Origin of the sequence: Paenibacillus macquariensis (genome assembly GCF_900156375.1) — a bacterium.
Taxonomy (GTDB): Bacteria; Bacillota; Bacilli; order Paenibacillales; family Paenibacillaceae; genus Paenibacillus_AQ; species Paenibacillus_AQ macquariensis.
The window spans coordinates 112,548-125,218 of record NZ_FTNK01000004.1; the positions used below are offsets into that span (position 1 = coordinate 112,548).

Consider the following 12,671-nt stretch of genomic DNA (forward strand, 5'->3'; position numbering starts at 1 on the left):
AAATCGACTATGAGCAACCTTATGGGTTGTTCTTTTCATTCCGATACTAGAATTAGGAGTTAGGGAGGCAACCACATGGCTAGCAAACGACCTACAAGGGCGAATACAAATACAGAACCGCCTAAGAAGAAGAAAAAGAAGAGAAAGTTATCTAAAAAACGTTTGTTTTGGACGCTGTTTTTTACAGCAGCCTTTGCAATTTTCTGTGCATTAGCCGGATACTTGTTCATTACAGTGAATGGCGAAAGACTTTACAATGAGAATAAAGATAAGATGATTGTTGCTGAGAATTCTAAAGTGTATGATCGAAACGGGAAATTGATGGGTCAATTATCCATTCAAAAGAGCGAACCTGTGGATGATGATCAAATTCCTAAATTGCTAAAGGAAGCATTTATTGCAACTGAAGATAAACGGTTCATGGAGCATGGCGGTGTGGATATTTGGTCCATCGGTCGTGCCGCTGTTAAAGATATTATAGCTAGAGCTAAAGTAGAGGGCGGTAGCACCATTACACAACAGCTTGCTAAGAATATCTTCTTGTCCCGTGAGAAAACATTCTTCCGGAAAGCGACAGAAGTATCTATTGCCATGGCATTAGAGAACAACAACACAAAAGACCAGATTATATCGATGTATCTTAATCGTATTAACTTCGGTGGTCAAATCTATGGTATCAAGGCTGCATCTCAATATTATTTTGGGCAAAGTGATCTTAGCCAATTAGAGGTTTGGCAGATGGCGACATTAGCTGCCATGCCAAAAGGACCAACTAAATACAACCCTCTTCGGAATCCTGAGAATTCAAAGGAGCGTCGTGCTATCGTGCTGCAATTGATGCAGGAGCAGGGGTACATCACGGCTGAAGAAAGAGAGACAGCTAAGAATGTGGTGTATGACTATACACCGCCTGCTAAGAAGCAACAGTATCTAGCGTTTATGGATTATGTCATGAGTGAAGCCGAGGAAGTTACGGGGTTGTCACAAGATGATCTGAATGTCGGCGGATATAAGATCTATACAACGATGGATGCTAATGCACAACAGGTTATTGAAAAAGAGTTCGCCGATGATAGTAATTTCGAGAAGAGTGCGGATGATGTTCAGGTACAAGCTTCTATGGTGATCATGAATAATGACACAGGAGCTATTGTAGCCTTGATGGGCGGTAGAGACTATGAGCGCAAGGGATATAGTCGTGTTACAAGTAGTCGGAGACAGCCTGGATCGGCATTGAAACCGATTGTGTCCTATGCTCCAGCGTTGGAATCGGGTCAATATACGAAAGACTCCCCTCTAAGTAACAAGAAGCAGTGTTTCTCAAATTACTGTCCGGGTAATTTACATGGCTATTCAGATACGATAAGTATGCCAGATGCGATTCAGAAATCCGAGAATATTCCTGCTGTATGGTTATTGAATGAAATTGGTGTGAATACCGGATTTAAGTTTGCACAGAAGCTGGGTATTACACTGGACAAAGAAGATAAGAACCTTTCACTAGCATTGGGTGGTACGAGTAAGGGGACGAATACACTTGAGATGTCTCAGGCCTTTAGTGCATTCGCCAATGGTGGTACGTTTAATGAAGCTTATTCCATCAAACAGATTAAAGATAGTGATGATAAAGTTAAATATGAGCGTAAGAAAGATGGCGTAGAAGTGATGAGTAAGGACACTTCTTATCAGATGACGGAAATGATGAAGAATGTTGTTGAGAGTGGGACAGGGAAAAAAGCTGCCATTAGTAGACCGGTTGCTGGGAAAACAGGTACGACTCAGAGTGGTATTAAAGGTAACAAATCTAACCGTGATGTATGGTTTGTAGGGTATACTCCTGAATTAACAGCCGCGGTATGGATGGGTTACGACAACCCTGATAAAACACACTTACTTCATAAGAGTAGTTCTCTAGCTGCGACGTTCTGGGGGAAAGTTATGGAGCAGGCAGTACAAGGTTTTGAAGCGAAGAGTTTCCCTAAACCAGAGACGGTGAAACCGCCAGTAGAAGTACCTGTAGTACCGGATATTGTATCTGTTGTAACTGGGTTAAGTGGTTCTTATGATCCGAGTACTCAGATTGTATCCTTGAATTGGAATGGTGTTGAAGGAAATAACGTGCAATATCATGTATACCGTAAAGAATCTTCAGAGAGTGATTTTAGATTAATTAAGGATGCTGCGATTGCAAGTAATATTGAAGATTTCGACATTGTAGAAGGGTACACTTACGAATATTACGTAACAGCATTCTTCGCAGATACGAACACGGAATCAGAAAAGTCTAATATCGTTCAGGTGTTTACAGAGCCGTTGGTACCTGATATTGAGCCTGAACCGGATACCGAACAACCAGATATTAATAACGGTAATGGTAATAATGGGTCAGGTAATGGGAATAACGGTAGTGGTAATAATGGAACGGGTAATGGAAATACCGGAAACGGAAATAATGGAAATACAGGTGGAGGCACGATACCGGGAGTTCCAGAGACTAACCCAGGAACAGGTGGGGAGACTATACCGCCGGATGGAACAACGGTTCCCCCTGAACAAACAGTTCCTCCTGTTGGTGGGGATTCGGGTGTGACTAACCCTGTAGATCCAGGATCGGTCAACACAGGCACAACGGAGAACGGTGCATCACAAGGGACTACAACGCCATAAAGTCATTAAGAAAGAAGCCTCCGATTTATCGGAGGCTTTTTTTGAAATATAAGAAAGTATAAGTTTCACTTCATACACTATGCCTTATATTTCCGCTGAATGAGGACAGCATAGCCGTTTCTACTTGATTTGTTAAATAATTTTACTTCGTTCTAAAATAACGTGGGATAAATTGGAGTCTGTTGTATAATTGATAAATAAGTAGTTGGGGTTATGAATTACAGAGCGCTTCTTTTGAGTGTGAATCACAAATGTGTTAAGCTGTAGCTAACATACTGGAGAGGGTAATTTCCATGAAACGTAAATTTGGGGATCGTGCGAACTGGCGCAGAATATCACGTCGCCGCTTTACCTGCCGTTATGTAGAGACCAAGAGGTTTACAGGCTATATTACGTTATATACCATTTATAACCTAAAGGAACCGCTTTGGAAAACCTATGGCAGTCATACGTATCGGATTGCGGATAAAGGATATTCTTGGCTACAATATTATCCCAAGAACAGCCATTATATCGTGACGGCGATGTTTGATGAGAAGCAAGAAATTATACAATGGTATATTGATACATGTAAAACACAAGGGGTAACTGAACAAGGTGTTCCTTGGTTTGATGATTTGTATTTAGATGTTGTTGTACTTCGTAACGGTGAAGTATTTCTTCTAGATGAAGATGAGCTAGATGATGCACTGAATCGTAAAGATATTACTAACGTTGATTATGAATTAGCAGTATCAACGGCGAAACAATTGCTAGATGAGATTGACGCCCATCATTTCCCCTATTTCCTGATGTCGATAGAACACCGTAAACAATTATTTGAGAACGGTGAATTCAGGAGGAACTCATGATTCTTAACTCTAACATTTCATTGATTCGTAATGGCAACAAAGGTTCACGGTTAATCAAGAGGACTCTATTCATTATTCTAATAATAGCCGTTTTGATACTTGCTTGGTTAGGTAATGTATTATGGAAGGTTAATAGCGTGCATCCATCCGATTCAAGTCAATATGAATCGGTGGATGTTGGCATTATTCTTGGCTCATCGATGTGGGGTGATTCTCCAAGCCCAAGTCTTTCAGAAAGACTGAATTATGGACTGAAGCTATTTCATGATGGGAAATTCAATCACTTCATCGTAAGTGGGGGGTTGGATCAGCCAGATTTCAAATACACTGAAGCTGAAGGGATGCGCCAATATCTACTGGATCACGGTGTATCGGACGATGCAATCATAATGGAGAACAATGCAACCAGCACGTTGGAGAATTTGCAATTCAGCCAATTTATCATGAAGAAGAATGGTTGGAATTCTGCTGTTATCATCACACATACATACCATGGTATGCGTTCTCTCGAAATTGCTGAATATTTGAACTACGATCATCCAGTATTGTCAACGACACAATCTGAGGTTCTTTCCATGCCTTATCATAAGAGTAGAGAAATTCTAGCCTACACGAAGTGGAAATTAGACGAGTGGATGTTAAGGCTTGGATGGAAATCACTCGAAACTGTTAATAACCCTGCGTAAAGTTGAATACATTGAATAGAGATATCATCCCAGTAGATAATGAGGTGATGGTGCATGAGCGGGCGTGTCATGGCCTCTAACGGCCAGCCTGAGGGCAGGCCATCTAGACAAATCAATGTTGTTTTACGTAGCCAAGATACGCCGATACAGACCAATGCGGTTCCTGAACGTGATACCTTAAAGGTACCAAAGGGTACTCCTGAACAAGGTTTGTATCAAGAAATTCAACGAGAGTTAGAACTACTTATTGGGTTAGATAACATTAAAGAATTAGTGTTTGAAATCTATGCACTTCTTCAGGTTGCTGTGATGCGTTCGGATGCGGGTCTTGCAAGTGGTGGGCATGTCTATCACATGATATTTAAAGGGAACCCAGGAACAGGAAAGACAACCGTCGCAAGAATTATTGCCAAGATATTTCAGAAGATGGGTGTACTCAGTAAGGGGCATCTGATCGAAGTAGAACGTGCGGATTTAGTTGGGGAGTATATTGGACATACGGCACAGAAAACGAGAGATCTCGTTAAAAAGGCCATGGGAGGCATTCTTTTCATTGATGAAGCTTATAGTCTGGCTCGTGGTGGGGAGAAAGATTTTGGAAAAGAAGCGATTGATACATTGGTAAAAGCCATGGAAGATAACAAAAACCAATTCATCCTTATCCTTGCAGGTTATTGCGATGAAATGGATTACTTTCTACAGACCAATCCTGGGCTTCCCTCACGTTTTCCCATTCAAGTCGATTTCTCCGATTATTCGATTGATCAACTCATTCAGATCTCAGAACTGATGGCTCGCGATCGAGACTATATTCTCATGCCACAGGCGATACTTAAATTAAGACAGCATATCTCACAGGAAAAGAATGAAAGTTTACATGCATTTAGCAATGCGAGATATGTACGGAATTTAATCGAGAAATCGATTCGTAATCATGCGGTTCGACTTCTCAATCAGTATGAGAATAGTAATCCAGGCAAACAAGAACTGATGACATTACGTACGGAAGATTTCAAGTTTGAAACAACAAAGTCCAACTCGAGTATATAACTCGAGTTGGATGATTCAAACACAACTAACATTTTTATAGCAGATAAAGGGGTAATTTAATTCATGGCTAATAACATCACGTTTGATACAGAAACAGATTTACCAGACCGGGCAGTACTGGTCAGCTTAGTGACAGATTCCGTTAAGAAAAAGGGGATCAATCCGGAATACTCTCTTCATGAATTAGTGCAGTTAGCTGAAACAGCAGGCGTAGAAGTTATGGATACGATTAGTCAGAATCTTGCCAAACCGGATCCTAAATTTTTCATCGGTAAAGGTAAAGTAGAAGAACTTCGAATGGCAATGGAAGCAGTAGATGCAACTACGGCTATATTTGATCATGAACTATCAGGGGCACAGGTGCGGCATTTAGAGGAAAGTCTAGATGTTAAGATTATTGACCGTACCCAATTAATTCTTGATATTTTTGCTCAAAGAGCTAATACACGTGAAGGAATTATTCAGGTTGAGCTTGCGCAGTTAACGTATCTACTGCCACGACTTTCCGGACATAGTACGAATCTTTCTCGTCTTGGCGGTGGGATTGGGACTAGAGGTCCAGGTGAAAGTAAGCTTGAAATGGACAGACGTCATATTCGAAATCGTGTTAACGATTTGAAGGATCAATTAGAAGAAATTACAAAGCATCGTACACTGTATCGCGAACGTAGACAGAAGGCAGGTGTCTTTCAAGTAGCGCTTGTTGGATATACGAATGCGGGTAAATCAACTTTACTGAAAGAGCTAACCGATGCAGACGTATATATTCAAGATCAATTGTTCGCAACATTAGATCCTACCACTCGCGTATTAGAGCTACCTACAGGAAAAGAAGTGGTGATTACGGATACCGTTGGATTTATTCAGAATCTACCTCATGATCTCATTGCTGCTTTCCGTGCAACGCTAGAGGAAGCAAACGAAGCGAATCTGATCCTTCATGTTGTCGATGCTTCTTCAGAAATGAGAGAAGACCAGATGGCAGTGGTTCAGTCTATTCTTGTGGATTTAGGTGCATCTGATAAACCGCAAATTGTACTCTATAATAAGAAGGATCGTTGTACACCAGAACAACTGGAAATGTTGAATACCGGAGAAGGGCATTTGACGATCAGTGCATTTGATGAAGCGGATTTGCTAGCGATAAGGGATGCGATCCAGACTATACTCACAGGGGACACCATTATTTTCCGAATTCCTGCGGATCGCGGAGATCTAGCATCTCTGTTATATCGTGTGGGCGAAATTGTTAATCAAGAATTCGACGGTAGTGATTCACTTTATGAGGTAATCCTTCACAAAGATGATTATGAGAAAAATGGCTATTTGCTACAAGATTATATTGAAGTATCACATACCTAGATAGAATGAACTAAAGACGAACCCCAATATTCGTGATCTTCTTTAGAAAAGATTGCACGGGGGATAGAAAAATTTAGTTCAATCGATATAGACTGATTTTATAGATAACAAATAAATACAATACGCATTGATTGATGACAGCAAGGGAGAATCTAGAAGAGTTATGGCAAGATTTACGGAAGAACTAGAACAAGACATGATCGCGATAGAGCATCAGATTAAAGATCGGATTCAGGCTGTGGATCGCATTGTAGATCTCAATCAATGGAAAGTCATTGACGCATTTCAAAATCATCATGTGAGTGATTTTCATTTTGCTGGATCTACGGGTTATGCCTACAATGATCGAGGCCGCGAGGTGCTAGATTTAGTATATGCCGATGTATTTGGTGCTGAAGCTGCCTTGGTCAGACCTCATTTTGCATCAGGAACGCATACGATTTCTACAGCACTTTTTGGGGTGCTACGCCCTGGAGATGAATTGTTTTATATCACTGGACGTCCCTATGACACACTTCACAAGGTAATTGGTTCAGTAGGAGACGGTCATGGTTCGTTATTAGATTTCGGGATCACTTACCGAGAAGCAGAACTGCAAGAGGATGGAAATGTGGATTGGGTTGCGATTGAGAATGGAATTACGCCTGCCACGAAAGTCATAGGAATTCAACGTTCACGAGGATATGATTGGCGTTCATCGTTCACAGTAGAACAGATTGGTGAGATGGTTCGAAGAATAAAAGCTATTAATCCGGAGCTAATCGTGTTCGTTGATAACTGTTATGGTGAATTTACGGAGGAATATGAACCTACCAATGTTGGAGCTGATCTTATCGCTGGTTCTTTAATTAAGAATCCTGGTGGTGGAATCGCGGAGACGGGTGGTTATATTTGCGGTAAGAAAAAGTACGTTGAATTAGCCGCATACCGCTTAACAGCACCGGGAATTGGTGGCGAGGTAGGCGCTATGATGGGAACGACTAGAGGCATCTACCAAGGCTTGTTCCTTGCTCCAACACTTGTGGGACAAGCGATAAAGGGTAGTATATTTGCTGCGGCCATGTTTGAAAAAGTAGGATTTGTTACGAAACCTGCCTGGCATGAGAAACGAACGGACCTCATTCAAGCGATATCCTTCACTGGACCAGAGCATTTAATTGCATTTGTTCAAGGTATTCAGTTAGCAGCAGCTGTCGATAGTCACGTTGTTCCTGAACCGTGGGAAATGCCAGGGTATGAACATCCTGTCATCATGGCGGCAGGTACCTTTATTCAAGGTGGGAGTTTGGAATTATCTGCGGATGCACCCATTCGAGAACCTTACATAGGGTATATGCAAGGTGGACTAACCTATGCACATGTTAAATATGGGGTGCTAAAAACGATCCAAGTCATGAAAGACAGAAATTTATTGTGAGTTTACCTAACACGTCCTTGACACCGTGCATTGGGAATTGTTACAATGATAGATATTAGATCATTGGAAGGTTGATGAGTCGTGGGAGATGAAATTCGTAGAAATATGGCGTTATTCCCGATTGGTATCGTGATGAAGTTGACTGATTTATCAGCACGACAGATTCGCTACTATGAACAACATCAGTTGATCGTTCCGGCACGTACGGCAGGGAACCAGCGTTTGTTCTCTTTTAACGATGTGGAAAGACTGCTTGAGATTAAGGCTTTGATTGAGAAGGGTGTTAATATCGCTGGTATTAAGCAAGTTATGAACCCGGTGATGAAGGAATCTGAGGAAGCAACAGTTATGACGCCAGATACTGAAGTGAAGCGTAGAGAACTATCGGATTCACAACTTCATCGTTTACTTAAGCAACAACTTGTAACTGGCAAAAGACCGGGGCAGGTGTCATTGTTTCAAGGGGAGTTGTCTCGATTTTTTAATAAATGAGGAATTATCAAGCCAAGTGTATGAAGGTTTGATATTTCATCAAATAAATTAAGTATTATTAGGAGAAAAGGGGAGAGGTTCTGTGAGTTATTCAAAAGAAGATATCTTAAAAATGGCAGAAGAAGAAAATGTACGCTTTGTTCGTTTACAGTTTACTGATTTGCTAGGGACGATTAAGAATGTAGAAATCCCTGTAAGCCAACTGAAGAAAGCCGTCGATAACAAAATGATGTTTGATGGTTCTTCTATTGAAGGATATGTACGTATTGAAGAATCAGACATGTATCTGTATCCTGATCTTGATACTTGGGTTATTTTCCCGTGGGTAGCAGAAGATCGAATCGCTCGGTTGATTTGTGATATCTACATGCCAGACGGAACACCATTTGCTGGGGATCCTCGAGGTATTTTGAAACGCAATTTAAAAGAAGCTGAAGAGATGGGCTTTACATCGATGATGGTAGGTCCAGAACCTGAATTCTTCTTATTCAAAACAGATGAAAAAGGCAATCCAACGACTGAATTGAATGACCAAGGTGGATATTTCGACCTTTCTCCTATGGATCTTGGTGAGAACTGTCGTCGTGAGATCGTTCTTACACTTGAAGAGATGGGCTTTGAAGTTGAAGCATCCCATCATGAAGTAGCACCAGGACAACATGAAATTGACTTCAAATATGAAGATGCTATTAAAGCAGCGGATCAGATCCAAACGTTCAAGTTGGTTGTAAAAACCATTGCTCGTGAACATGGACTACATGCTACCTTTATGCCTAAACCCCTATTTGGAGTAAATGGTTCAGGAATGCACTGTCACCAATCGCTCTTTATTAATGATGAGAATGCTTTCTATGATGAAAGTGATGAATTAGGATTGAGCAAAACAGCACGCCACTATATGGCTGGAGTTCTGAAGCATGCGCGCGCATTTGCTGCTATTACGAACCCGACTGTCAATTCATATAAACGTCTTGTGCCTGGTTACGAAGCACCTTGTTATGTAGCTTGGTCTGGTAGTAACCGTAGCCCAATGATTCGTATCCCTGCATCTCGCGGACTCAGCACTCGTGTTGAAGTACGTAATCCGGATCCAGCAGCGAATCCTTATCTAGCGCTATCTGTTATGCTTAAAGCGGGTCTAGATGGTATTAAGAATGAAACTAAACTACCGGCTCCAATCGACCGTAATATCTATGTGATGTCGGAAGAAGAGCGCATTGAAGAGGGTATTCCAAGTCTACCTTCCAACCTTAAAGAAGCTTTGAATGAACTTATTCGTTCCGAAGTAATTACATCAGCTCTTGGTGATCACGCTCTAGCTTATTTCTATGAGCTTAAAGAAATTGAGTGGGATATGTTTAGAACTCAAGTTCACCAATGGGAACGCGATCAATATATGACTTTGTACTAGAAATTATAACCCTTGGCGCTCTAAGCGTTGAGGGTTTTTCTTTGGGTGGTTATATGAGATTTTGGCGGGCTATATCCTTGATAAGGATGAACAACTTCTTGATACTGTGGAAAATTTATCATGGATGAACAAAGTACAGTTGACCTATCATCTAGAAGCTAATAATAAAAAACCAATCGCACACAATATCGGCGATTGGTTGTAGTTCTAGGAAAATTATGTATTAATTAATTTTTTCTAATTTAAATACAAATTCCATTTTAGCGGTATTGCCTGAGTAACGTCCACGGTTTTCTACGATAGCTACTGTTATTTTTTTACTAAATGAAGATTTAATGGAGGAAACTTTAACAGTTGTATTTGCAACTCCATCATCGGGATATTTATCTTGCTCTTGAGCTTCTGCGCGCAACTTAATGGTACCATTGGAATCTGCTTTGATCGTTACACTCGACCCATCGGATAATTCCTTTCCGTTAACAAACGCTCCCCACCACCATTCATTTCCCACACTGTTATTTTGGACTAAATCCGCGCTTACGAAGGTTACTTTAATTTTTTCAGTCTTTCCGGCAGCGAGTACCGGTTGTACACTCAGAACAAAAAGTAAAACCAACAGTGTACTAAACTTAATAAACTTCCAATTCATGATGCAACCCCTCAACTAGTAAAATTTTAACTAATTGTACCACTTTGGAAAAAATAGGTCTATAGACTTATTAATTTTCTGTTAATCCCGAGATGAACTACTTTTTTTGGAAAGGAAGATGCCTAAAGTAGTATTTAATTGGAAAGCTGTCTCGGCGGGACCAGCTCACACACTAGCTCATAAAGAGGGCGGTAGTCTATGGGGATGGGGCTACAATACTAAAGGACAGCTGGGTAATGGAACTAATAAAAACATCTTAATTCCCATAGGTAAAGATAATGATTGAACCTCTGTTAGGAGAACTGTAATTACAAGCGATGGACATATTATGTTTACTAAAAAGGATGGAATAATTTGATATACAGTTTCGTTTGGAATTGACATTGGAGGTCCCTGAGGAATGGCTGATGACATTCTAAGGGGATCTTTTTGGTTTTTCAAAGTATTTTAGGGGTATTATCATTTTCTCGTGAGAAGTGAATATGAACCGCATTCTTAATGTAGGAATGCGATTCAATATATGTAGAAGTGATAGCGTTGAAAATGGAAAATAGAGGTGAATACCTGATTACTTATTCAGATGTAACTCAGTCTTTAATGACAAGATCCAATAGCCCTGCGAATACATGGGCTTGTTGTTTGGAAATCGAGCAACCTTTTAGGTCATCCAGATTAATACTTAATGAAGAGAACTCACATGTACTGAAATCAAGTCCATCATGTTTCGCTCCAGAGTATTGAGCTTGATCTAGATTGGAACGTAGAAAATTCACTTGTTTCAAAGTGGAATAACAATAGTCTGAGCTAGAAAATGTGCAATCTTCGATGTTAACCTGTTTCATATTTGCAAACCTGAAATTTGAAAATTCCCCTAAACAATTCGTGAAAAGAACGTTTCTAAGTGTAGATTCAGATAAATCCATCCCAATGAGTTTACAATTTCGAAACACTGTTCTGTGAATGCTTGCGTTACTGAAGTCTACATTGGAAAGGTCACACTTATCAAAAATGACATCGGTTAGCTCCAAATTAGTGAAATTAGAATGGGAAAAGTTCACGTTATTAAATATAACCTCATCAAAAGTAACTCGATCTAAGCTCTTATTATCCATTAAGCAGTCTTGAAACTTTCCTCTTTCAATACAATCCTCAGACTGAATCTCCATGGCAAGAGGTGATTTATCGGGTAGATCCAGGGGGATTTTTGGCGATTCCATTTTACTACTTAACTTCTTAGTCTTCATGCGGTTCCCACCTCGTTCTGAACAATCGTACTCATGTACTTATATCCTCCTTGCAAAAAGAATAATATTCAATTAACCAAAGAAAAGAACACAGCTCATGGTAAGCAACCGTATCCTTTCCTGTCGCATAAATAATTAATAACAATTTGAAATGATGATTGCTAATGAATGTCGCGGAAGAGACCCACAACCTTACCTAGGATCGTGACATGATTTAAACGTAATGGCTCATAAGTTGGATTCTCAGGTTGGAGTCTGATATGATCCTTCTCTTTATAAAAAGTCTTGACCGTAGCTTCATCTTCCTCGGTCATCGCAACAACGATATCGCCGTTATCAGCTGTCTGTTGTTGGCGTACAATGACAAGGTCTCCATCATGAATACCAGCTTCAATCATACTATCTCCCATGACAGAGAGCATAAATACTTTCTCATCACCCACGAAATGTTGAGGAAGTGGGAAATAATCTTCTATATTCTCTGTTGCAGTAATAGGTATACCGGCCGTCACTCTACCAACAATTGGTACGCGGGATACATCATGAGTGAAAAGATGAGAGTTCTCAGACTCTTCTTGTCCCAAAATTTCAATCGCTCGCGGTTTAGTTGGATCTCTACGAATGAGGCCTTTCTTTTCTAAGCGGTCCAAATGTCCGTGTACAGTTGAACTAGAAGCTAGTCCAACAGCTTCTCCGATCTCCCGTACGGATGGTGGATATCCCTTAGTACGTACTTCGTTACGTATGAATTCTAGTATAGACTGTTGTCGGCTAGATATCTTCGACATATTTACCCACCTCATTAAAGTGACTTTCGGGAAATTATAACATAGAACTGCCGT

General features: G+C 40.5%; 13 protein-coding genes. 10 read left to right on the forward strand and 3 right to left on the reverse strand.

Annotated elements, in window-relative coordinates; translation table 11 throughout:
- Positions 1 to 75: 75 nt before the first annotated feature.
- From BW961_RS09025 to BW961_RS30410, 9 genes are all read left to right on the forward strand, one after another.
- Positions 76 to 2,667 carry a transglycosylase domain-containing protein gene (locus tag BW961_RS09025; RefSeq protein WP_068585711.1) on the forward strand — a complete coding sequence of 864 codons (2,592 nt, stop codon included), beginning with the start codon at positions 76 to 78 and terminating at the stop codon, positions 2,665 to 2,667.
- A gap of 293 nt (positions 2,668 to 2,960) precedes the next feature.
- The gene (locus BW961_RS09030) at positions 2,961 to 3,518 is read left to right on the forward strand and encodes a ribonuclease FAU-1 family protein (protein WP_068585709.1); all 558 of its coding nucleotides are present in this window, start codon (positions 2,961 to 2,963) and stop codon (positions 3,516 to 3,518) included.
- On the forward strand, positions 3,515 to 4,204 hold the full coding sequence (locus BW961_RS09035; RefSeq protein WP_068585706.1) for a YdcF family protein: 690 nt from the start codon (positions 3,515 to 3,517) through the stop codon (positions 4,202 to 4,204). The genes BW961_RS09030 and BW961_RS09035 overlap by 4 nt, the downstream gene beginning before the upstream one ends.
- Before the next feature lie 54 nt (positions 4,205 to 4,258).
- Positions 4,259 to 5,254, forward strand: coding sequence for an AAA family ATPase (locus tag BW961_RS09040; protein ID WP_068585702.1), 996 nt, complete (start codon positions 4,259 to 4,261; stop codon positions 5,252 to 5,254).
- 63 nt (positions 5,255 to 5,317) lie between these two features.
- The gene (hflX, locus tag BW961_RS09045) at positions 5,318 to 6,616 is read left to right on the forward strand and encodes a GTPase HflX (RefSeq protein ID WP_068585700.1); all 1,299 of its coding nucleotides are present in this window, start codon (positions 5,318 to 5,320) and stop codon (positions 6,614 to 6,616) included.
- 163 nt (positions 6,617 to 6,779) lie between these two features.
- On the forward strand, positions 6,780 to 8,033 hold the full coding sequence (locus tag BW961_RS09050; protein ID WP_068585697.1) for a methionine gamma-lyase family protein: 1,254 nt from the start codon (positions 6,780 to 6,782) through the stop codon (positions 8,031 to 8,033).
- Between the two features lie 81 nt (positions 8,034 to 8,114).
- Entirely contained in the window at positions 8,115 to 8,525 is a 411-nt protein-coding gene (locus BW961_RS09055) for a MerR family transcriptional regulator (protein WP_068585694.1), read from the forward strand.
- Between the two features lie 82 nt (positions 8,526 to 8,607).
- The gene (glnA, locus tag BW961_RS09060; protein WP_068585691.1) at positions 8,608 to 9,936 is read left to right on the forward strand and encodes a type I glutamate--ammonia ligase; all 1,329 of its coding nucleotides are present in this window, start codon (positions 8,608 to 8,610) and stop codon (positions 9,934 to 9,936) included.
- 61 nt (positions 9,937 to 9,997) lie between these two features.
- Positions 9,998 to 10,141, forward strand: a complete 144-nt coding sequence (locus BW961_RS30410) for a hypothetical protein (protein ID WP_156510134.1) — start codon at positions 9,998 to 10,000, stop codon at positions 10,139 to 10,141.
- An 18-nt stretch (positions 10,142 to 10,159) separates the two neighbouring features.
- Here BW961_RS30410 and BW961_RS09065 read toward each other — a convergent pair whose 3' ends face one another.
- Positions 10,160 to 10,585: a hypothetical protein gene (locus BW961_RS09065; protein WP_068585688.1), complete on the reverse strand. Its 426-nt coding sequence runs from the start codon at positions 10,583 to 10,585 to the stop codon at positions 10,160 to 10,162.
- A 118-nt stretch (positions 10,586 to 10,703) separates the two neighbouring features.
- On the opposite strand from BW961_RS09065, the gene BW961_RS09070 reads away from it, so the two are divergent.
- Complete coding sequence (locus BW961_RS09070) at positions 10,704 to 10,871, forward strand: hypothetical protein (RefSeq protein ID WP_082867481.1); 168 nt, start codon at positions 10,704 to 10,706, stop codon at positions 10,869 to 10,871.
- A gap of 301 nt (positions 10,872 to 11,172) precedes the next feature.
- Here the strand turns inward: BW961_RS09070 and BW961_RS09075 are convergent, their stop codons facing one another.
- Together BW961_RS09075 and lexA are read right to left on the reverse strand one after the other, a co-directional pair.
- The gene (locus tag BW961_RS09075; protein WP_068585685.1) at positions 11,173 to 11,829 is read right to left on the reverse strand and encodes a pentapeptide repeat-containing protein; all 657 of its coding nucleotides are present in this window, start codon (positions 11,827 to 11,829) and stop codon (positions 11,173 to 11,175) included.
- A gap of 161 nt (positions 11,830 to 11,990) precedes the next feature.
- A complete protein-coding gene (gene lexA, locus BW961_RS09080; RefSeq protein WP_068585682.1) occupies positions 11,991 to 12,617 on the reverse strand; it encodes a transcriptional repressor LexA in 627 nt (208 codons plus the stop codon).
- Positions 12,618 to 12,671: the final 54 nt, after the last annotated feature.

What these genes read in the sequence shown, in the direction of transcription:
- BW961_RS09035 (WP_068585706.1), top strand. Translation starts at nt 3,515, where the DNA reads ATGATTCTTAACTCTAACATTTCATTGATTCGTAATGGCAACAAAGGT.
- BW961_RS09040 (WP_068585702.1), top strand. Translation starts at nt 4,259, where the DNA reads ATGAGCGGGCGTGTCATGGCCTCTAACGGCCAGCCTGAGGGCAGGCCA.
- BW961_RS09070 (WP_082867481.1), top strand. Translation starts at nt 10,704, where the DNA reads ATGCCTAAAGTAGTATTTAATTGGAAAGCTGTCTCGGCGGGACCAGCT.
- BW961_RS09065 (WP_068585688.1), bottom strand. Translation starts at nt 10,585, where the DNA reads ATGAATTGGAAGTTTATTAAGTTTAGTACACTGTTGGTTTTACTTTTT.
- BW961_RS09050 (WP_068585697.1), top strand. Translation starts at nt 6,780, where the DNA reads ATGGCAAGATTTACGGAAGAACTAGAACAAGACATGATCGCGATAGAG.
- hflX (WP_068585700.1), top strand. Translation starts at nt 5,318, where the DNA reads ATGGCTAATAACATCACGTTTGATACAGAAACAGATTTACCAGACCGG.
- lexA (WP_068585682.1), bottom strand. Translation starts at nt 12,617, where the DNA reads ATGTCGAAGATATCTAGCCGACAACAGTCTATACTAGAATTCATACGT.
- BW961_RS09075 (WP_068585685.1), bottom strand. Translation starts at nt 11,829, where the DNA reads ATGAAGACTAAGAAGTTAAGTAGTAAAATGGAATCGCCAAAAATCCCC.
- BW961_RS09025 (WP_068585711.1), top strand. Translation starts at nt 76, where the DNA reads ATGGCTAGCAAACGACCTACAAGGGCGAATACAAATACAGAACCGCCT.
- BW961_RS09030 (WP_068585709.1), top strand. Translation starts at nt 2,961, where the DNA reads ATGAAACGTAAATTTGGGGATCGTGCGAACTGGCGCAGAATATCACGT.